The 19,587-nt window shown below is 71.7% G+C and carries 16 protein-coding genes and 3 pseudogenes; 9 read left to right on the top strand and 10 right to left on the bottom strand.

The features are described 5' to 3' along the window. Nucleotides 1-14: 14 nt before the first annotated feature. The gene (locus tag ACWD1U_RS01740; RefSeq protein ID WP_451103672.1) at nucleotides 15-452 is read left to right on the top strand and encodes an ATP-binding protein; all 438 of its coding nucleotides are present in this window, start codon (nucleotides 15-17) and stop codon (nucleotides 450-452) included. Here the strand turns inward: ACWD1U_RS01740 and ACWD1U_RS01735 are convergent, their stop codons facing one another. From ACWD1U_RS01735 to mmuM, 3 genes are all read right to left on the bottom strand, one after another. Next, nucleotides 453-665: a VOC family protein gene (locus ACWD1U_RS01735; RefSeq protein ID WP_451103671.1), complete on the bottom strand. Its 213-nt coding sequence runs from the start codon at nucleotides 663-665 to the stop codon at nucleotides 453-455. It abuts the gene before it with no gap. Nucleotides 666-769: 104 nt separating this feature from the next. Then, nucleotides 770-1,828 carry a LacI family DNA-binding transcriptional regulator gene (locus ACWD1U_RS01730; RefSeq protein WP_451103670.1) on the bottom strand — a complete coding sequence of 353 codons (1,059 nt, stop codon included), beginning with the start codon at nucleotides 1,826-1,828 and terminating at the stop codon, nucleotides 770-772. A gap of 190 nt (nucleotides 1,829-2,018) precedes the next feature. Continuing rightward, entirely contained in the window at nucleotides 2,019-2,930 is a 912-nt protein-coding gene (gene mmuM, locus ACWD1U_RS01725; protein ID WP_451103669.1) for a homocysteine S-methyltransferase, read from the bottom strand. Nucleotides 2,931-3,067: 137 nt separating this feature from the next. Between mmuM and ACWD1U_RS01720 the strand changes: the two genes are divergently transcribed. Beyond that, nucleotides 3,068-4,435 carry an amino acid permease gene (locus tag ACWD1U_RS01720; protein ID WP_451103668.1) on the top strand — a complete coding sequence of 456 codons (1,368 nt, stop codon included), beginning with the start codon at nucleotides 3,068-3,070 and terminating at the stop codon, nucleotides 4,433-4,435. Between the two features lie 79 nt (nucleotides 4,436-4,514). Continuing rightward, nucleotides 4,515-4,746, top strand: a pseudogene (locus ACWD1U_RS01715) (MOSC domain-containing protein); the annotation flags it as partial. Nucleotides 4,747-4,749: 3 nt separating this feature from the next. Here ACWD1U_RS01715 and ACWD1U_RS01710 read toward each other — a convergent pair. After that, nucleotides 4,750-6,858: an autotransporter-associated beta strand repeat-containing protein gene (locus ACWD1U_RS01710; RefSeq protein WP_451103667.1), complete on the bottom strand. Its 2,109-nt coding sequence runs from the start codon at nucleotides 6,856-6,858 to the stop codon at nucleotides 4,750-4,752. 63 nt (nucleotides 6,859-6,921) lie between these two features. Further along, complete coding sequence (locus ACWD1U_RS01705) at nucleotides 6,922-7,896, bottom strand: expansin EXLX1 family cellulose-binding protein (RefSeq protein ID WP_451103666.1); 975 nt, start codon at nucleotides 7,894-7,896, stop codon at nucleotides 6,922-6,924. A 261-nt stretch (nucleotides 7,897-8,157) separates the two neighbouring features. Here ACWD1U_RS01705 and ACWD1U_RS01700 point away from each other — a divergent pair, with 261 nt between their 5' ends. After that, nucleotides 8,158-9,255 carry a glycoside hydrolase family 43 protein gene (locus ACWD1U_RS01700; RefSeq protein ID WP_451103665.1) on the top strand — a complete coding sequence of 366 codons (1,098 nt, stop codon included), beginning with the start codon at nucleotides 8,158-8,160 and terminating at the stop codon, nucleotides 9,253-9,255. Between the two features lies 1 nt (nucleotide 9,256). Then, entirely contained in the window at nucleotides 9,257-10,669 is a 1,413-nt protein-coding gene (locus tag ACWD1U_RS01695) for an RICIN domain-containing protein (protein WP_451103961.1), read from the top strand. A gap of 27 nt (nucleotides 10,670-10,696) precedes the next feature. On the opposite strand, the pseudogene ACWD1U_RS01690 reads toward ACWD1U_RS01695, so the two are convergent. Next, nucleotides 10,697-11,512, bottom strand: a pseudogene (locus tag ACWD1U_RS01690) (polysaccharide lyase family protein); the annotation flags it as partial. Between the two features lie 245 nt (nucleotides 11,513-11,757). Between ACWD1U_RS01690 and ACWD1U_RS01685 the strand changes: the two are divergent. The 3 genes from ACWD1U_RS01685 to ACWD1U_RS01675 all read left to right on the top strand — a co-directional run bounded on the left by ACWD1U_RS01685 (nucleotide 11,758) and on the right by ACWD1U_RS01675 (nucleotide 15,461). Continuing rightward, complete coding sequence (locus tag ACWD1U_RS01685) at nucleotides 11,758-12,837, top strand: rhamnogalacturonan acetylesterase (RefSeq protein WP_451103664.1); 1,080 nt, start codon at nucleotides 11,758-11,760, stop codon at nucleotides 12,835-12,837. A 79-nt stretch (nucleotides 12,838-12,916) separates the two neighbouring features. Then, complete coding sequence (locus tag ACWD1U_RS01680; protein ID WP_451103663.1) at nucleotides 12,917-14,623, top strand: DUF2264 domain-containing protein; 1,707 nt, start codon at nucleotides 12,917-12,919, stop codon at nucleotides 14,621-14,623. Between the two features lie 43 nt (nucleotides 14,624-14,666). After that, nucleotides 14,667-15,461 carry an isocitrate lyase/PEP mutase family protein gene (locus ACWD1U_RS01675; protein ID WP_451103662.1) on the top strand — a complete coding sequence of 265 codons (795 nt, stop codon included), beginning with the start codon at nucleotides 14,667-14,669 and terminating at the stop codon, nucleotides 15,459-15,461. A 1-nt stretch (nucleotide 15,462) separates the two neighbouring features. Here ACWD1U_RS01675 and ACWD1U_RS01670 read toward each other — a convergent pair whose 3' ends face one another. From ACWD1U_RS01670 to ACWD1U_RS01660, 3 genes are read right to left on the bottom strand one after another with little or no spacing between them, the layout of a single operon-like run. Further along, on the bottom strand, nucleotides 15,463-16,434 hold the full coding sequence (locus tag ACWD1U_RS01670) for a phosphotransferase enzyme family protein (RefSeq protein WP_451103661.1): 972 nt from the start codon (nucleotides 16,432-16,434) through the stop codon (nucleotides 15,463-15,465). Beyond that, on the bottom strand, nucleotides 16,427-17,017 hold the full coding sequence (locus ACWD1U_RS01665; protein ID WP_451103660.1) for a TetR/AcrR family transcriptional regulator: 591 nt from the start codon (nucleotides 17,015-17,017) through the stop codon (nucleotides 16,427-16,429). The genes ACWD1U_RS01670 and ACWD1U_RS01665 overlap by 8 nt, the downstream gene beginning before the upstream one ends. Nucleotides 17,018-17,039: 22 nt before the next feature. Next, nucleotides 17,040-18,359 (bottom strand): jacalin-like lectin, encoded by a 1,320-nt coding sequence (locus ACWD1U_RS01660; protein ID WP_451103659.1) that lies wholly within the window; start codon nucleotides 18,357-18,359, stop codon nucleotides 17,040-17,042. 156 nt (nucleotides 18,360-18,515) lie between these two features. On the opposite strand from ACWD1U_RS01660, the pseudogene ACWD1U_RS01655 reads away from it, so the two are divergent. Next, a pseudogene (locus tag ACWD1U_RS01655) lies at nucleotides 18,516-18,785 on the top strand (hypothetical protein); the annotation flags it as partial. 12 nt (nucleotides 18,786-18,797) lie between these two features. On the opposite strand, the gene ACWD1U_RS01650 reads toward ACWD1U_RS01655, so the two are convergent. Further along, a complete protein-coding gene (locus ACWD1U_RS01650) occupies nucleotides 18,798-19,565 on the bottom strand; it encodes a hypothetical protein (RefSeq protein WP_451103658.1) in 768 nt (255 codons plus the stop codon). Nucleotides 19,566-19,587 lie beyond the last annotated feature (22 nt).

Here is a 19,587-nt window from a genome sequence, read left to right as displayed (position 1 = left end):
GTGACTGTCGTCCCGTGAATGACGAAACTCCACTCCTGTTCCAACACCCGTCCCCGCGTGAGCGGTTCTACCGTCGGGAGCGTCAGTCCGTACCGGCTGCCCGCGCGTTCGCGCACGACGCGCTCATGGACTGGGGCGGCTACGGGCGCGCGGAGGACGTGCTGCTCTGTGTGAGCGAACTGGCGACGAACGCGCTGCTGCGCGGCGTGCCGCCCGGCCGTGGATTCCTGCTGAGGCTGGTGCCGTACGGCGAGGACGGTGGCGTCCGGGTCGAGGTGCACGACAGCGGTGAGGGCGTGCCGGCGCTGCCGCGGCAGGACGTCCAGGAGCCCCGCGAGGGCGGGCGGGGCCTGCTGTTGGTGTCGGAGCTGGCGGACAAGTGGGGTGTGGGGGAGAGGTGCCCCGGCAAGATCGTGTGGTGCGAGTTCGAAGGCTGTTCGCGGTTGCAGTAGTCAGTCGAGACAGAACTCGTTGCCCTCGATGTCCTGCATCACGATGCACGACGCGTTGTCGTCATCGGCAGGAAGCAGTCGCACGCGTACCGCGCCGAGCGCGAACTCCGGTGGCGGCGGTGCGACGTACCCCAGCACCTCGCGCCAGAAGCGAGCGACGCGCTCAGGTTCCGCGCAGTCGAAGGTGACTTGGAACTGCCTGATCGATGACATCCGCGCACGTGTCAGGGGGCCCTGCCCCTGTTGCCAGGACTGCGCGCGTCTCCCAGCGGCCCAGTTTGTTTCGACAACCGAAATCCGCTCTGAGGCCACCGACTTCAGTGGGCCGGGGGCGGTCCCACCGAGTCCCGCACCACCACGTGCGTGCCCAGCAGCAGGTGTTCGTCCGGGGCGCCCGGCGTGTGTTCGAGGGCCGTGCGGACGGCGAGGCGGCCGAGTTCCTCGTAGGGGACGTGGACCGTCGTCAGGGCGGGGTGCAGGTCGCGGGCGAAGGGGATGTCGTCGTAGCCGGCGAGGGAGACGTCGCCGGGGACGGACAGGCCCGCCTCGTGCAGGGCGGTGAGGGCACCCGCCGCGACCATGTCGGTGGCGGCCACGACGGCCGTGAAGTCGAGGCCGTCCTTGAGGGCTTGCTGCATCAGGCGGTGGCCCGCGTCCCGGGTGAAGTCGCCGTGCAGGAGGAGGGACGGGTCGGGGGTCAGGCCCCGGGCCCGGTGGGCGGCGAGATAGCCGCGTTCGCGGCCCAGGGCCGTGGTGTGGTCCGTCCGCCCGCCGAGGAACAGCACCCGGCGGTGGCCCTGGGCGAGGACGTGGGCGACCAGCGTGTAGGCGCCGCCCTCGTTGTCGTACTCGATGACCGTCACCGGAGCGCCGGGGCCCAGTGGTGGTCTGCCGCAGAGGACCAGTCGGGAGCCGGCCGAGGCGAGGGAGTCGGCCATGCGGTGGGTGCGTTCGCGGTACTCGGGGGTGTCGGCGGTGCCGCCGACCAGGATCACGGCGGCGGCGCGCTGGGCGCGCATCATCTCGACGAACTCCAGCTCGTGCCGGACGTCGCCCTCCGTGCTGCACACCAGGCAGAGGTGGCCGAGGCGGGTCGCCTCGCGTTCGACGCCGTGTGCCATGTGCGCGAACGACGGGCCGGTGATGTCCTCCAGCACGAACGCGAGCGTGGGCGTGCCGACGCCCGCGATCGCCTTCGCCCGCGCGTCCGCGACGTAGTCCAGCTCGCGGACCGCCCGCATGACGCGCCCGCGCGTCGCCGCGCTCACCGGGTACACGCCGCCGAGCACCCGTGACACCGTCGACGCCGAGACCCCCGCGCGGGCCGCCACGTCCCGGATGGTGCTGCGGCTCGCGTCCCCGCTCTTCCTCGTCATTGACTGCCTCGTCTCTCCCGGGCGCCGGTCCGCACCCCACCCCTGGGAACTGCGGCAACGCGTCGGCAACCGGTTCCCTGGACGGAGGCTAGCAGTGGCGGGGGGAGGGGAGGAGGGTTGTGCGCGGACTGGCGACGCGGCGGTGAGCACGTACGCCGCTGTGCCGCTCTACGCCGCTGCTGTGCCGCTCCTATGCCGCCTCCAGCGTCCCCGCGATGCCCGAGATCGCCTCCGGGCCCACCCGGCAGCAGCCGCCGATCAGGCGGGCGCCGGACTGCTGCCAGCCCCTGACCTGGTCGGCGGTGAAGGTGGAGCGGCCGGTCCAGGAGCGGGCCCCGGCGTCCCAGGTCTCGCCGCTGTTGGGGTAGACGACGACCGGCTTGCCGGTGACCCGTTCCGCGGTCGCGGCGGCGCTGTCCACGTCCTCGGGCGCGCAGCAGTTCACACCCACCGCGATCACCTCGTCCGCGTCGGCGGCAAGAGCGAAGGCCTCCTCCAGCGGCTGCCCGGCGCGCGTGCGGCCACCGGCGACGGAGTACGTCAGCCAGGCCGGCACCCCGAGCCCGCGCACCGCCCGCAGCAGGGCGGTGGCCTCGTCGGCGTCGGGGACCGTCTCCAGGGCGAGGACGTCGGGACGGGCGGCGGCCAGTACCTCCAGGCGGGGGCGGTGGAAGCGCTCCAGTTCGTCGACCGTGAGGCCGTAGCGCCCTCGGTACTCGGAGCCGTCCGCGAGCATCGCCCCGTAGGGGCCGGCCGAGGCCGCCACCCACAGCGGGCGGGGGACGCGTGCGAGCCGGGCCGCTTCCCGTGCCGACTCGACGCTGAGCGCCATGAGTCCGGCCGCCCGGTCGTGGTCGATCCCGCGCTTGGCGAAGCCCTCGAACGTGGCCTGGTAGCTGGCGGTGATCGCCACGTCCGCGCCCGCCCGGAAGTAGGCGAGGTGCGCCTCGGTGATCGCCTCCGGCTGTTCCGCGAGCAGCCGCGCAGACCACAGCTCGTCGCTCAGGTCGTGCCCGGCCGACTCGAGCTGGTTGGACATGCCGCCGTCGAGGACGACCGTCCCGGCGGCGAGGGCTTCGGCGAGGGTGAGGGTGCTGGTCATACGGACGACGGTAGTCGAGACCCGGCAGTGGGCCCCAGCCGATTGTGTCCATTACATGAACAGGTCGCCCAACATGTGGGACGGCGGGTTACGATCACAGCCCTCCCCCCTCCCCCCTCCGCTCGTCAGGAACGCCCATGACCGTCCCCAGCCCCGCCGAGGCCGCCGATCCCGTCGAGCCGGCCCCGGCGCCCGCGCCCCGCCGCACCTTCGGCCTCGCCGCCGCCACGGCCCTCGTCATGGGCAACATCATCGGCGGCGGCATCTTCGCCCTGCCCGCCACCGTCGCCCCCTACGGCACGATCAGTCTGCTCGCGTTCGTCGTGCTCTCGGTCGGAGCCGTGCTGCTCGCCCTGCTCTTCGGCAGGCTGGCGCGGCGCAGCCCGGTCACCGGCGGGCTGTACGTCTACCCGCGGGACGCGTTCGGCGAGTTCGCCGGGTTCCTGTCGGCCTGGTCGTACTGGACGATGTGCTGGGTCAGCATCGCCGCCCTGGCCGTCGCCGTCGTCGGCTACGTCGACGTCCTGATACCCCTGCACGGCAACCACGCCCTCCAGGCAGCCGTCGCCATGGCAGCTCTCTGGCTGCCCGCCGCCGCCAACTTCGCGGGCACCCGCTGGGTCGGCACGGTGCAGGTCGTCTCCACGATCCTGAAGTTCGTACCGCTGCTCCTGCTGGCCACCGTCGGCCTGTTCTTCGTCGACGCGGACAACTTCGGCCCGTTCAACGCCTCCGGACAGAGCGTCTCCGGCGCGCTGGCCGCCTCCGCCGCGCTGCTGCTGTACAGCTTCCTCGGGGTCGAGTCGGCCGCGGTCAGCGCGGGCGAGGTCCGCGACCCCGAGCGCACGGTCGCCCGTGCGAGCGTCCTCGGCACGCTGGCCTCGGCCCTGGTCTACATCCTCGGCACGGTCGCCGTCTTCGGCCTCGTCCCGCACGGCGAACTCGTCGACTCGGGCGCCCCGTTCGCCGACGCGGTGAACGCCCTCACCGGCAGCTCCTGGGGCGGCACGGCCATCGCCCTGGTCGCCGTCGTCTCGATCACCGGCTGTCTCAACGGCTGGATCCTCATGGCCGCGCAGATGCCGTACGCCGCCGCGCGCGACGGTCTCTTCCCCGCGCCCTTCGCCCGGGTCGGCAAGGGCGGCGTCCCCGGCTTCGGCGTCTGGGCCTGCGCGATCCTCGGCACGCTCCTCATCGCCCTCAACTACACGGCGGGCCCGGACACCACGTTCCGCGTCCTCGTCCTGATCACCACGTTCACCGGCTGCGTGCCGTACCTGCTGTCGGCGGCGGCCCAGCTCTACTGGCTGGCCCGCGGCACCCGCGCCCGAGTCCGCCCCGCGGGCCTCGCCCGCGACCTGACCGTCGCCGTCCTCTCCTTCGGCTTCTCCTTCTGGCTGATCGCGGGCGCCGGATACGCGGCCGTCTACCAGGGCGTGCTGTTCCTGTTCGCCGGGATCCCGGTGTACGTGTGGCTGCGGGGGCGGCGGGAGGCGGCGGCCTGAAGCGTGTCGCGGAGCTAGACGCCGGTCTGTCCGTCGACGAGTTCGCGCACGACGTCGAGGTGGCCGTTGTGACGGGAGAATCGACGCCACCGAACTGGGCTATGCCAAGCTCGCCATCCGGTGCGCCGTCACCCTGGTCGAGCAGGAAGGGGCCAAGGCGGGCCCCGGAACCGCTGCGCACCCTCGCCGGCTACCGGCGGGCGTTCGAGGGCGGCGTCGCCTTCGGCGCGAAGTTCGCCGTGCTGCGGCCCGGCAGGGTGTCCGTCGGCGACGACGTGGTCGTCACGTCGTGGGGCGAGTCCGAGCTGTGAGCCTCACTGCCGCGCGCGGGCCGCGTGCCGCCCGGCGCGTCGGCGGCCCCGGCCGCGTCGCGTCGCCATCGGTACGGCGAGGCTGACGACGAGGGCCAGCCCGAGTGCGTACGGCCACCAGCCGAAGCCGACGTCCTGCGACGTGCCGGCGCTCCGGGGTGCCACGGCGCCGGACGCGGACGCCTCGGGCGCGGTCGGGGAGGGACTCGGGGTGGTTGCCGCGGTCAGGACGACGTCGTTCCCGTCTCCCGCCCGGTAGTCGATGCGGTAGGTGATGTCGCCGAGCTTCAGGCGGGCGCCCTGACTCAGCCCCCTGAAGGTTCCCGAGATCCTGCCGTCGCCCTTGTGGTCGAGGACGGTGATCTCACGAGCGGACCGGCCCCGGTCTCCGGTGGACGAGACGTCGAGGTCGCCGGCCAGCCGTACCGTCCCCGTCACCTTCAGCGGCTCGCCGCGCAGGACCAGGGTGCCCTTCGAGGTCTGCGTGTAGGCACCGTTCACGGTGAGGCCGGTCGTCACGGCACCTTCGTTCGTCACCGCTCCCGCGACCGTGCCCTTGCCGGTGAGTGTGGTCGCGACGCGCAGACCCGCGGGGCCGGCGTCCAGTCGCGCCCCGGCCGCCGTGAGCCGTATCGCCCTGCTGCGAGTGAGCGTGGCGCCTTTCCGCAGGGCCAGTGTGCCCCTGGAGACGGTGGTCGTCCCGGTGTACGTGACGGCGGGCCCCGTCAGCGTCGTCGTGGCGGCTCCCGACTGGGTGAGCGAGCCGCTGCCGCCGATGCGGGACAGGGTGAGGGGCCGGTTCGTGTTGCGCAGGACGAGTGAGCCGTCGTTGACGACCCTGTAGCGGGCGCCGGCCGTGTACAGCCCGCCGTCTGCGCCGCGCTTCCCGCTGCCCAGGCGCAGCACCGCCCCCTTCTCCACCGTCGTCGAGCCGTCGTAGTACTGGACCGCCGCGAAGGTCACGTCGTTGCCGGGAGTGCCGGCGATGACGATGTCGCCGGCGCCGGGGGCCGAGAGGGTGTCGTGGAATCTGCCGCCGCCGATGGGAGCGCCGAGCGTCACCGGGCCGTCGTAGTCGAAGGTGAGGCGGGAACGGGAGCGGGCGGCCAGGAGGTTGATGTAGACCGTCTCGGCCGTGCCCGGCATGAAGATCCTGTTCGTGGTGCCGTCGCCCCACTGGACGTTCGCGCCCTTGATGTTGGTGCCGCGCTTGTTGACGTTCTTGCGCGCCGGCGTCCAGTTGAGGGCCGGGTCACTGAGCGACGGGTCGCTGTCGCCGCCCCGGTCCGACCAGCTGTACCGGCCGGTCAGGATCACCTTGCCGCCGGGCCGCGACTGGACGTTGATGTCGCTGCCGTACTCGCGCTGGTAGAAGTCCATGCCCATCGTGACGGTCCGGCCCAGGGGCGTGTCGACGGTCCAGGTGCCCTGGTTGAGGACCTTGCGGACGTTCGGCAGCGAGGTCGCGTACTCCGAACGGCCGGCGTTCAGCTGCGTGCCGTTGTCGATCGCCCCGGAGAAGGGGTGCGTGCCCGACAGGTCCCAGGTGCCCCACAGGAACCTCGGCTGGGTGATCAGCCCGGAGCCGCTGATGGTGCCCAGGTTGTACGCGCTCCTCAGCGACAGCCGCAGGGTGCCGTCGACCCGGATGTTGTCCTGGTTGAGGCGGAACGCCGGGGTGTTGTACGGGAAGCGGCCGATCAGCCCCGTCGTACCGCCGTTGCCGTACTGGAGCGTCGCGCCGCGCTCCACCGTGACGGCCGGCGGGTCGGGGTCGGTGACGGTGACGTACGGATGGTTCCCGCCCAGCGTCCGCACCCGCTGCCGCCGCCGGGACTCCGGGAGCGTGAAGTCGCTGTCCTCGGTGAGAACCAGGGTCCCGCTGCCGCGCACCGTGAGCGTGCCCTCGCCGCGGAACACGCCGTCGTACGTCGTCGTCCCGGGCGGCACGCTGACGACCGTGTCGCCGGTGAGCGTCACGTCCCGGTCGGCCAGCACGTCGGCGGTGACGTCCCGCGGGCCGGCGGCCACCGCCGGGGGAGCGACGAGCAGGGACGCGACCGCCGCGAGGACACCGGCGGCCGCTGCTGTGGTGTGGGTGAGACTGCGCACGGGAGGGGAGACGCGGGCGGCAGGCGGCCGATAACAGAAAGTCGGCGGTTTCCGTTCGGCCGCTCAGTGCCGGGCGAACTGCACACGCGTCGGCTGTACGGCGTCCGGGCGGACCGTGAGCCCGTCGACGGTGAGTTGTTCGCCGTAGATGTCGGTGAGCCTGAGGGGGCCGCCGCAGCCCGTGCCGTCGGGGGAGAGGAAGTAGTTGTACTCGGTCCGGGTCAGCCGGGTCCATCCGCTGCCGCTCCTGACCTCCAGCCGGGCCAGCGGGTTGCGGTGGCCGAGTGCCTGGATGCCGCACCAGTGGCGGCTGGAGCCGGTCTTGTAGCGGATCGAGACGGTGTCGGACGTGCTGGGGCTCAGCAGGCTCCAGGTGATCGGGATCCGGCCGGCGGAGAGGCCGGCGAGCTTGGCGAAGGCCTCTTTGCTGAGGTCGAGTTGGCCGGGGGCGCAGGGCAGCGGGCATTCGTTGGTGATCCGGACCGTGACGGAGGCGCCGTTCGCCGCCCGGACGAGGATGTGCGCGCCGCACGCCTTGGACGTCTCGTAGTCGGTGTGGTTCATCGCCGCGACCATGAGGTCGGGGCTCGGGCCGTACAGGCAGGCCCCGTCGCCGTCGGCGGCGTCGTAGTGGGTGGCGACTCCCTTGTAGGCGACCTGGGGCTGGATGCGCCCCGCCAGCGGTGCCGTGCCGGACGCCGGCCGTGGTGAGGACGGCGGGGCGCTGGTGGGCGAGGGCCGCCGCGCCGACGGGGTGGTCGCGGTCGGTGTCGGGGATGCCTTGGACGGCTTCGGCTTCGGCTTCGGCTTCGGTTTCGGCTTGGGCTTGGGCTTGGACTTCTGTTCCGGTGCCGTGGCCGGGGCACTCGACTGGCTGCCGACGGCCGGCTCGGCAGCGGCTCGCACGGCGTTCGACTCGCCGTCGGGGCGGAGTGCCATCACCAGGGACAGCAGAACTCCCACCGCTGTAACGGCGACGGCGCAGACGAGGGCCGTGCGCCGCTTGCGGAGGGGACGGCGGCGGGAATGGGATGCCACGGATGAGTCCTTACGTGGTTCAGGAGAATGCGTGCTTCCGACTCACCAGTGGCCGCCGGGGCGGGAAAGGTTGCCGGGCGGGAGCTTCGGGTTTCGGCGGCCTTGACGACCCGGCCGCTCTCTTCGTCCCGTCAGACCCGTTGACCTCCACGTGGCACACCCTTACCTTTTCGGCGTTCGTAATGACAGATGGTGTTCGAAATGTCAGACGACGCATCAGACAACGCCGTGTGTCCCCCAGTGAGAGGCAGGCCCCACCGCATGAGCCGCGACCGCGACCACGCTCTGCCCGAACCCCCCAGCCGCAGGCTGCTGTTGAAGGGCGCCGCAGCCGCCGGTGCCCTGGCCGCCGTCCCCGCCGTCCCGGGTGTGGCCCAGGCCGCCACCCCCGCCGGGCCCCCGAAGCCGGCCCCCTTCGTGAACCCGCTCGTCCGCAACCGGGCCGACCCGCACATCAACCGGCACAAGGACGGCTTCTACTACTTCACCGCCACCGCCCCCGAGTACGACCGCATCATCCTGCGCCGCTCCCGGACCCTGAACGGCCTGGGCACGGCGGACGAGTCCGTGATCTGGCGCGCCCACCCCACGGGCGACATGGGCGCGCACATCTGGGCGCCGGAACTGCACCGCATCGGCGGCAAGTGGTACATCTACTTCGCCGCGGCGCCCGCGGAGGACGTGTGGGCGATCCGCATATGGGTGCTGGAGAACGCCCATCCCAACCCGTTCAAGGGCACCTGGGTGGAGAAGGGCCAGGTGAAGACGGCCTGGGAGACGTTCTCCCTGGACGCCACGACCTTCACCCACCGCGGCAAGCGCTACCTCGCCTGGGCGCAGCACGAGCCCGGAATGGACAACAACACCGGCATCTTCCTGTCCGAGATGGCGAACCCCTGGACCCTGAAGGGCCCGCAGGTGCGGCTCTCCACCCCCGAGTACGACTGGGAGCGCATCGGCTTCAAGGTCAACGAGGGCCCGTACGTCATCAAGCGCAACGGCCGCCTCTTCATGACGTACTCGGCCAGCGCCACCGACTTCAACTACTGCATGGGCCTGCTGACCGCGGACGCCGACAGCCACCTCCTGGACCCCATGAGCTGGACCAAGTCGCCGACGCCGGTCTTCACCAGCAACGACACGACCAAGCAGTACGGCCCCGGCCACAACTGCTTCACCGTCGCCGAGGACGGCCGCACCGACGTCCTCGTCTACCACGCCCGCCAGTACAAGGAGATCAACGGCGACCCGCTGAACGACCCCAACCGCCACACCCGCATCCAGAAGCTCGGCTGGAAGCCGGACGGCACCCCGGACTTCGGCATCCCGGTCGCGGACACCGTGAAGGCGGGTGACTGAGATGAGACGCGCGTACGCGGTCCTCCTCGCCCTGTGCCTGGCGCTGGCCGGCGCCCTCGCCACCGCCGGCCCCGCCCAGGCCGCGCCCCAGACCCTCACCAACGGCACCCAGTTCACCGACACCTCGGGCAACCCCGTCCACGCGCACGGCGGCGGGGTCATCAAGGTCGGCTCGTACTACTACTGGTTCGGCGAGCACCGCAACGCCGACAACACCTTCCGGTACGTCGACGCCTACCGCTCGACCGACCTGAAGAACTGGGAGTTCCGCAACCACGTCCTGACCGAGGCCAGCGACCCGGAGCTGGCGACCGCCAACATCGAGCGGCCGAAGGTCATGTACAACGCCTCCACCGGCAAGTTCGTGATGTGGATGCACAAGGAGAACGGCACCGACTACAGCGAGGCCCGCGCGGCCGTCGCCGTCTCCGACACCGTGGACGGCGACTACACCTGGAAGGGCAGCTTCCGTCCCCTCGGCCAGCACATGTCCCGCGACATCACGGTCTTCACCGACACCGACGGCGCCGGGTACATGATCTCCGCCGCCCGCGAGAACTACGACCTCCAGATCTACCGCCTCACCGCCGACTACACCGGCATCGCGAGCCTGGTCGCCAACCCCTGGCCGGGCGGCCACCGCGAGGCCCCAGCGCTGTTCAAGCGGAACGGCGTGTACTTCATGCTGACCTCGGGCGCCACGGGCTGGAACCCCAACCAGCAGCAGTACGCCACGGCCACCAGCATCGCCGGCCCCTGGTCGGCCATGAAGAACATCGGCGACTCGACGACGTTCGGCTCGCAGACCGCCTACGTCCTTCCGGTACAGGGCAGTTCGGGCACCTCGTACCTCTACATGGGCGACCGCTGGGGCAACTCCTTCGGCGGGACCGTCAACGACTCGCGGTACGTGTGGCTGCCGCTGACCTTCTCCAACTCGACCACGATGTCCATGTCCTGGTCGCCGGAGGTCACCATCGACACGGCCGCCGGGACCGTCTCCGGCACGGGCGCCACGTACAACACCCTCATCGCCCGCCACTCGTCCAAGTGCGCGGACGTGACCAGCCAGTCGCTGTGGGCGGGAGCCCAGCTCAAGCAGTACGACTGCAACGGCGGCACCAACCAGAAGTACTGGTTCAAGTCCCTCGGGAGCGGTTACTACCAGCTGATGGTGAGGAACAGCTCCCTGTGCGTGCGGGAGAACGCGAGCACGGTCACGCAGGAGAACTGCAACGCCTCCGCGACGAGCCAGCAGTGGTCGCTGACCACCACCGGCTCGTACGTGAACGTCAAGTCGCGCGCGAGCGGCGAGTGCCTGGACGTGAACGGCGGGTCCACCGCCAACGGCGCCGCGCTCATCACGTACACGTGCAACGGAGGCACCAACCAGCAGTGGACGCGCGGGACATGACGACGTCGGCAGACCCTGGGGCCTGTCCTAGGCCAGCAGGTCGATCGCGTCGATCGCCGTCCCCGCGCTGAGGAAGCCGGTCGCCCCCGACCCGCTCACCACGTCGATCCTGAGCACGTTGTACTGACTCGGGTCCGTCCTCCAGGCGGACGCCGGGACGCTGTACGTGAACGTGTGGTTGTTGCCGCGGTACGAACCGTTGGTCAGCGACCGGGTGTTCGGCTGGGTGGGCGGGGAGGGGACGGCGGACGTCCAGGCGTCGTTGACCGTCACCTGCGGGCGGCCGTTGGCGTACGCCGTCGTCACCCCGATGCGCAGGGTGCGCGCCGCGGCGGCCTGGGCGGCGGTGAGCCTGAAGTACACGAGCAGACCGCTGTTGACGTCCTTCCAGAGGTAGCAGGGGAAGGACGCCGTCTCGTTGTCGCCGATCACCACGTTGCCGGTCCAGGACGCCGCCCGGACGTCGGACGGATGCGCGTACGTCATCAGGTCCGCGTTCTTGAACCCGCCCGGCGTGCCGTTCCGGTCGCCGATCCGTCAGATCGCGCTCGCGTTCGACGGGTCGTTGGAGGACGGGATCGCGATGGTGTTCAGGGTGGTCGTGCCGCCCGCCGACACGCTCACCGAGGTGGTGTACACCGCCAGTTCGCCCTTGAGGACGGTCAGCGTGTACGTGCCCGGCAACACACCCGGGACGGAGAAGTAGCCGTCCGAGGAACGCGCCGAAGCCCAGTACTGCGCCGCCGCGTCGGCCAGCCCGACCGTGTACGGGTACGCCGTGTTCCGGCCGGATATCCCGACGCCGGCGACCTTGCCCTGGCCGCTCGCCGGCACGTATCCGGCGCCGAGGACGAGGGCGCGGCGGCCGACCGGTCTCTTTGCGGATCCGGACATGGGGGTGCCTCCTCCGGGAGGTGCTGGTGGGGGGTGGGGTGTGAGCGAGAGTGACAGCTGAATCGATTTCGTGAAAGGGCTTTCGCGCGTCTGGTGGCAGCATCTTCGTGAAATCGCGCTCAGGTCTAGAAAGCGCTTGCCGGAGGCGATACGTTCAGCCGCCTGGCCCTGTCGCCGTGACGGAGGAGTTGCGAGTGAGACGTTTCAACATCGCCCTGCTGGCCGCTGTGACGCTGAGCACCGCCCTGTCCGCCGTACCCGCCCACGCGGGCGATGGGGGTCCCCCCGCGCGAGGCGGTTCGAGCGTGGGGGAGGGCGGCAGGCCGGGCCTCGGGCAGTGCACCGCCGACGCCTGCCACTTCGACGTCCCGCCCGGCACGTACGACGTGCGGGTCGTGCTCGGCGGGAAGACCGCGTCCGCCACGAGCATCAGCGGCGAGACCCGCCGGTCGCTGCTGCCGGAGACGGCCGCACCGGCGGGCGAGCGCGTCACCCGCAGCTTCACCGTGAACGTCCGCACCCCCGAGGGCGAGCCCACCGGCCCCGACGGAACCCCCGGCCTCGACCTGCGGATCGGTGGCTCCGCCCCCGCCCTGGCCGGCATCAAGGTCACCCCGGCCCGGCACACCCGGCAGATTTTCCTGGTCGGCGACTCCACCGTCTGCGACCAGCCCGGCGACCCGTACTCCGGCTGGGGCCAGCAGTTGCCCCAGTACCTCGGCAAGGGCCTGTCCGTCGCCAACTACGCCGATTCCGGCGAGAGTACGGTCACGTTTCTCGGGAACCCGCGGTTGTGGGCCACCGTACGGCCCCTGATCCGCCGCGGCGACCTGGTCCTCGTCCAGCTCGCCCACAACGACAAGACCACGGACGAGGCCACCTACCGGGCCAACCTGGAGACCCTGGTGGCGGGAGTCCGGGAGCGGGGCGGACAGCCGGTCCTTGTCACTCCCATCGTGCGACGCTGGTTCAGCGCCGACGGCACGCTGAACAACGGAACCGCGCTCCTGGTCAACGGCCTGGGCGTCGACCACCCGGCGGTCACGCGCTCCGTCGCGGCCGCGCGGGACGTCCCGCTGATCGACCTCACGGCGAAGACGAAGGCACTCGTCGAGTCGCTGGGTGTGGAGGCCTCCAAGTCCCTGTACCTCTACAACGAGGCGCGGGACAACACGCACACCTCCGTGCGCGGTGCCACGGCCTACGCGGGCCTGGTTCGCGACGAACTCGTCACCCAGCATCTGGTGCCGAAGGGCAAGGTGCGGGTGGGATGAACCCCTGGGGCGCCCCGACCGGAACCGGGGCGCTCCAGGTCCAACCGTTTCCGACCTGTCCCAGCACGAAAGAGACGCGATGCAGCTGCCGCCCGCCGACCGCACGACCTCCGCGTACACCGGCTACACCCGCGCTCACTGGGAGGCGGCGGCCGACGCCCTGCTCTCCGCCGTCGAGCCCTACGCGACCGAGGACCGCGCGCTGTATCACCTGCCCGGTGACCGGACCAGCTGGTCGGGCCGCCTCTCGGACGGCCTGGAGGGCTACGCTCGCACGCTGCTGCTGGCCGCCTTCCGCCGCGACGAGAAGGCCCTGGAGCGCTACGCCGACGGGCTGGCCGCCGGCGTCTCGGGAGTCTGGCCCCGCATCGAGGACCGCAGCCAGCCCCTGGTGGAGGCGGCGTCGATCGCACTCGCCCTGCGGCTGACGCGGGAGCTGCTGTGGGACCGGCTGGACGACGGAGTACGCCAGCGGGCGGCGGCCTGGCTCGGCGACGCGCTCACCGCCGAGGCCTGGCCCTGCAACTGGGAGCTCTTCCCGGTCACGGTGGGCGGCTTCCTGGCCGAGATCGGCCACGAGCCGGACGCGTCCCGCGCGGCGATCGACCGCGGTCTGGAGCGCATCGAGCAGTGGTACGTGGGCGACGGCTGGTACACCGACGGCGACGGCCGCAAGTTCGACTACTACAACGGCTGGGCCATGCACCTCTACCCGGTGCTGCACGCCTGGCTGGAGCGGGACGAGCGCCTGCTCGACCTGTACGGAGCGCGCCTCGAACGCCATCTCTCCGATTACGCCCGCCTGTTCGGCGGCGACGGCGCACCCATGCACCAGGGCCGCTCCCTCACCTACCGCTTCGCGACGACGGCACCGCTGTGGCTGGGCGCCCTGACCGGCCGTACGCCGCTCTCCCCGGGCGAGACCCGGCGCCTGGCTTCCGGTGCCCTGCGCTACTTCCTCGACCGGGGCGCGGTCGACGACCGGGGCCTGCTGTCCCTGGGCTGGCACGGCCCCGACGAGTCCGTCCTCCAGGGCTACTCGGGCCCGGCCTCCCCGTACTGGGCGAGCAAGGGCTTCCTCGGCCTGCTCCTGCCGCCCGGCCACGAGGTGTGGACGGCGCCGGAGGAACTGGCCCCGGCCGAGCGCGCGGACTCCGTCACCCCCCTCGGCCCTCCCAACTGGCTGCTCCAGTCCACCCGTTCCGACGGTGTGGTCCGCCTCCACAACCACGGCAGCGAGGACGTCCGCTACGACCCGTACTACACGCGCCTGGCCTACTCGACCGTGACGGCCCCGACGCCGTTGTCCTCCTCGTCCTGTGACAACAGCGTGCTCGTCGCCGACGACCCGACCCGGACCGGCATCGAACCGCTGGGCTTCGGCGAGGACTGGGTGGCCTCGCGGCACACGGCGGGCGGGGGAGCCCGGGTGACGAGCGTGGTCCTGGCGCACGGGGCGGCGGAGGTGCGGGCGCATCTGGTGTCCGGGGCGGAACCGGGAACGCCGGTGCGGGTGACCGGCTGGCCGGAGGGGGAGGGCCTGCGGGCCGAACTCCTGCCCGCGGCCGGACTCGACGACGCCCTCACCGGCGTCACCGGCGAGGGCGCCACGCTCTTCGTCGCCCTGGCCCGGCTGACGGGGGAGCCGGATCCGGTTCCGCTGGCGGAGCTGGTGTCCGTGCGGACGGACGCCGACGGGGTGATCGAGGTCCACTGGAGCGACGGGGGCGCGGTGCGGGTCCGGCTGGACGACTCGGGAGTGGACGTAGCGCCTCTCACGGCCTGACGCTTCGGTCCGTGCCGAAGCGATCCGCGCCTAGCGTGGCCCCATGACCGCTCACCCGAAGCAGACACCTCCCGCCGGGGCCGTCGCCGCCTTCGCGGACCTCCACCACGCCGAGGAGCCGCTCCTGCTGCCCAACGCCTGGGACTGCGCGTCCGCGCGGGCGCTGGCCGGGCAGGGGTTCCGGGCGATCGGGACGACGAGCCTGGGCGTCGCCGCGGCGGCGGGACTGCCTGACGGCGCGGCGGCGAGCCGTGCGGAGACGCTGCGGCTGGCCTCCGCCCTCGGCTCGGAGCCGTTCCTGGTGTCCGTCGACGCCGAGGCCGGATTCAGCGAGGACCCGGACGAGGTGGCGGAGTTCGCGCGCGAGCTGTACGCCGTCGGGGTCGTCGGCATCAACCTGGAGGACACCCTCGGGCCCGCCGACCGGCACGCGGCGAAGATCGCCGCCGTCAAGGAGACTGTCCCCGGCCTCTTCGTCAACGCCCGCACCGACACCCACTGGCTCGGCGACGGCGACTCCGGGGACACCTTCGCGCGGCTCGACGCCTACCAACAGGCGGGCGCGGACGGCGTGTTCGTCCCCGGTCTCACCGACCTGCGGCAGATCACCGCCCTGGTGCGCCACGTGCACGCGCCCCTCAACGTCCTCTACTCGCCGGACGGCCCCTCCGTCCCCCACCTCGCGGACGTCGGCGTACGCCGGATCAGCCTCGGGTCGCTGCTGTACCGGCGGGCGCTGGGCGCGGCGCTGGAGGCGGTGGCGGAGATCCGGGCCGGCCGGACGCCGGTAGGGCTGACACCGTCGTACGGGGAAGTGGCCCGCCAGGGCACCCCGTAGGTCAGATGCCGAGCGCGGCGACCAGCAGCGACACGGCGGCGAGGTCCGGCAGGCTCCGCAGGCAGGCGACGACCTGGTCGCCCGCGAACTCGCGCTGCGCGGCGGTCACGGCGGGATCGACGGCCGTCTCCGCCTGCACACGGATGTAGTTCAGGTCCGTGGCGAAGAGCATCGAGAACGACTCCGGGCCCGTGACCACGGCCCGGCCCCCGGCACCGCGGTACGCCCGCGCCAGACGCCGGGCGGACGCGATGTCCACCTCGTTGCGGCCCGACCACACGTACACGGCCCGCGCGAACTCCCGTTCCGCCGAGATCGGCCCGGCGTTGTCCCAGTCGAGGAGGACCGGTCCGTCCGGGCCCACCAGCACGTTCTGGGGCTGGAGGTCGAGGTGCGAGGTCACCAGGCCGCCGGGGGCCGACGGAGTCACCCAGTGCGCCAGCCGGGGCGCGGACGTGGCGATGAACCGGCGCAGTTCGTCCGCCCACGGCAGACCGGCGTCCCGCACCTTCTTGAGGACGTCCTCCCAGTCGGCCTCACCAGGGCACCGCTCGTACCAGTCGCCCGGCGTCTCGGCGGCGCCCTCACCGGCCTGGTGCAGCAGCGCCGTGGTCCGGCCGAACCAGTCCAAAACGTCCGGGTCGGACGCGTCGGCCCGGGTGCCGTCGACCCAGTCGTACAGCTTCACCCAGGACCCGCTCGAGGAGCCGAGGCGGGAGACGTGCGCGCCCTGGCGGTCGGGGTGGAGACGGGGCGAGGCGATGCCCAGGTCGGCCGCGGAGTCCCGGAGCGCGGCCTCGCGGCGGACCTGCGCTTCGTCGCAGCCGAAGAGAAGCTCCTTCACGGCCCACGAGGGCCCGTTTCCGGTGAGCTTCCAGATCTGGCCCAGTGCGCCCCGGGTGACCGGGGTCATGGTCCAGGGCCCGGCGCCGAGGGCGTAGCTCCGCGCTATGGAGTCGGCTGTGTCACGCATCGGTCGTCCTCTGCTCGCGGGGCCAGTTCTGCAGCAGTACGTGCAGGGCGTCGATCGCCCTGTCCCAGGACGCCTGTACGTCCCGGGGCGCGCCGAAGGCGCCGGTGGACTCCAGGGCGCAGTAGCCGTGGAAGGCGCTGCGCAGCAGGCGTACGGCGTCGGTGAGGTCGGGTTCCTCCAGGCCGTAGGCGCGGAGCATGCCGTAGGTGACCTCGGCCGTGCGGCGCATCGCGGGGGAGTCCGTGAAGAGGTCCGGGTCCATCGGGATCTGTGTCGCCGCGTACCGGCCGGGGTGTTCCAGGGCGTAGGCCCGGTAGGCGCCGGCGAAGGCACCGAGCGTGTCCCGGCCGGCCTCCCGCCCCTCGACCGCCGCCGCGATCTGGTCGATCATCTCGCCGCCCGCGAGGAGGGCCATGCGGGTGCGCAGGTCCTTCAGGTTCCGGACGTGGGTGTACAGGCTCGCGTCCTTCACCCCGAAGCGGCGGGCCAGGGCGGAGAGGGTGACGTGGTCCAGGCCGGCCTCGTCGGCGAGGTCGGCCGCGGCGGCGACGAGGCGGTCGGGGGTGAGGCCGGCTCTGGGCATGAGGGAAGAGCGTAGTACGGGCTCAGCGGATCGGCGCGTACACCACCCCCAGCTTGTCGATCTCACCGCCCGCGCGGCCCGTGAAGCCCACGATCTGCCAGCCGGAGGGGGCCGCGAAGGTCTTCGCGTCGGACGTGGCCGTGCCGGCGGACAGGGTGCGGTTCTTGTCCGTCGTGAAGGACGCCGAGAAGATCCGGGTACGGCCGTCCTTCTGGCCCTGCGTCAGCTTCACCGAGGTCAGGTGCTCACCCGGGGCCAGCGTCAGAGAGGTCGCCGTGCCGCCCGTGCCGCCGTGGGTCAGGGCCGTACCGCCGTCGTGGGTCAGGGACACCGCGTCCAGGCGGGTGCCGCCGCGCAGGGTGAGGGTGCGGGGAGCGGGGTTCGCCGGCAGGTCGTCCGCGTCGTTGAAGGCCGCGCCGTGCGGGCCGCCGAAGAAGTCGCTCGCCCGCAGGGACGGGTTGAGCGTGTAGGAGAAGTCGACCGTGTGCGGGAAGTGGTCGGAGAGGTGCTTGCCGTCGGAGCGGAGGAAGGATTTCCAGTCGTTGGCGTAGCGGGTCGCGGTGAGGGTCAGCAGCTTGCTGCCCCGGTAGAGGACCTTGTCCACGACCTCGCAGTCGTCCGCCGGCGCCGCCGCGTCGCAGACCAGTGCGTCGCTGCCCTGGGCCGGGGGCGTGCCGCCCCTCACCAGCTTCACCCACGCGTCCGTCAGGCCGTTCTCGGACAGCAGGGTGCGGATGTTGTCGCCGGTGCGGGTGTACCGCGTGTTCGTGTCCCCCATGACGATCACCGCGTTGCCCGCCGAGTGCGTCTGGATGAAGTCCGAGAGCTGCTCGACGTTGGCCCGGCGGGCGGCCAGCGCGTCGTCGGTCGCGTCCGCGTTGGTGTGGACGTTGTAGAGGTCGACGAAGACGCCCTCCGCGAGCCTCACCCGTGCCAGCGAAAAGCCCTTGGGGGTCAGGCAGTTGGTGCCGGTGCAGTCGTTCCACTTCACCCGCTGGAAGTCCTCGAAGGGGTGGTCCGAGAGGGTGTTGAGCCCGTCGCCGAAGGCCGCGCCACCGCTGGTCGCCGTGCGGTACGGGTGCTTGTCGTTGGCGTACAGCGAGGCGTGGTAGTTGAAGTCCTCCTGCACGTTCACGATGTCGTACGGCCCGAGCCGCTGCCCGATCAGCGGGGTGTTGGTCTCGGGGTCGCTGTCGCCGAGACCCAGGGGGAGGCCCGCGATGTTGTACGTCAGCACGTTGAAGGAGCCGGAGTCCGCGGCGGCGGCGGGCGTCGCCGCCGTCACGGTCAGTCCGGTGAGGGTCAGGGCGGCAGCGGTGAGGGCGCCGAGGAGTCGTCTCATGGTGGGGGTGTCTCCGGTCGGGGAGGCGGAGCAGGACATGAACGATGCTCAGGTTCGACGCCAACTCGGGTGATGCGCAAGGGACACGGGGGGAACAGTGGGAGATGAATCGGCAGACCGGGGCTACGACCACGCCCACGGCCGTAGCTTCTCCCCGGACTGCTGGTGACCTCGTCCTACGACGGAGAGGTGCTGCACGATGTCGGAGCCCGTGTGATGTACGGGGCGACGATGCTGTACGTGCTCGCGGCGGTACTGGCGTGGAAGCCGGGCGGCGGCCCGCCCCGGCCTGTCCGGCACGCGTCGGGTTTCCTCGTGCTCGCCTCGGTCCAGGTCGTACTCGGCATCGCGCACGTGCCATCGGTCCATTTCCCCCTGGGTGTCCTGATGTTCGGTCTGAGCGTGCTGGCACTGGCCCGGCGCTGAGCTCCGAGTGACTCATGTGTGACGCAGCAACTCCAGAACCGTCCCCCAGGAGTCGAGGACCCGGTCGTGGCCGGCTCGCCGCGCCTGCTGCTCGATGTCGCTGAAGAGCGTGCGCTGCGCGTGCGGGTCGCCGTCGGCGAGCAGGCGGTGCAGCACGGGCAGGAGCCGGTCCGCGTCCCACCGCCGGTCGCCCAGCGGGCTCCGCTCCAGCTCCCACTGGAGGTACTTGTTGTAGGGCCGGACGCGGCGGTGCAGGGCGAAGAGCACCTCCAGGGCGTGGGGGACGGACTCGGCGGCGTCCAGGTGACCCATGGCGGGGCGGCCGTCGCGGTAGCTCTTCAGGGAGCGGTAGGTCTGGTTGACGTACGCGTCGAGCCAGCCGTCGACGGCGGCCCGGGCCTCGGTGGCGCCCAGCGTCCGTTTCTCGTCGAGGATCCGGGCGATGGTCCCGTCGAGCCGGTCGAGCAGCACCTCGGCGTGGACGTAGGAGTAGCGCGCGAAGCTGTCCGGGCGGCCGGGCATGCCGCGCGTGCGGAACTCCGCCAGCGGGATGACCACGAGGTCCAGGTGGGCGGAGCGGAACCAGTCCAACTCGGCGAGGGGTGACGCCTGTCGGTCCATGAGGATCACGTGCAGGTCGTAGTCCGAGTGGACCGTCGGCATGCCCTCGTGGACCCGGGAGCCGCTGAGCACCAGCCCGGCGACGCCGGGATCGGCGGCCGCCCGTGCGGTGAAGGCGGCCAGGGTGTCGTCAGGAGTGTCGCCCAAGGTGATGTGCATGGTGATCTCTCCCTGCGGAACG

This window comes from Streptomyces sp. NPDC002788, from assembly GCF_053592115.1.
The sequence above is the reverse complement of the archived record's forward strand: the minus strand, read 5'-3'. Positions and strand labels throughout refer to the sequence as shown.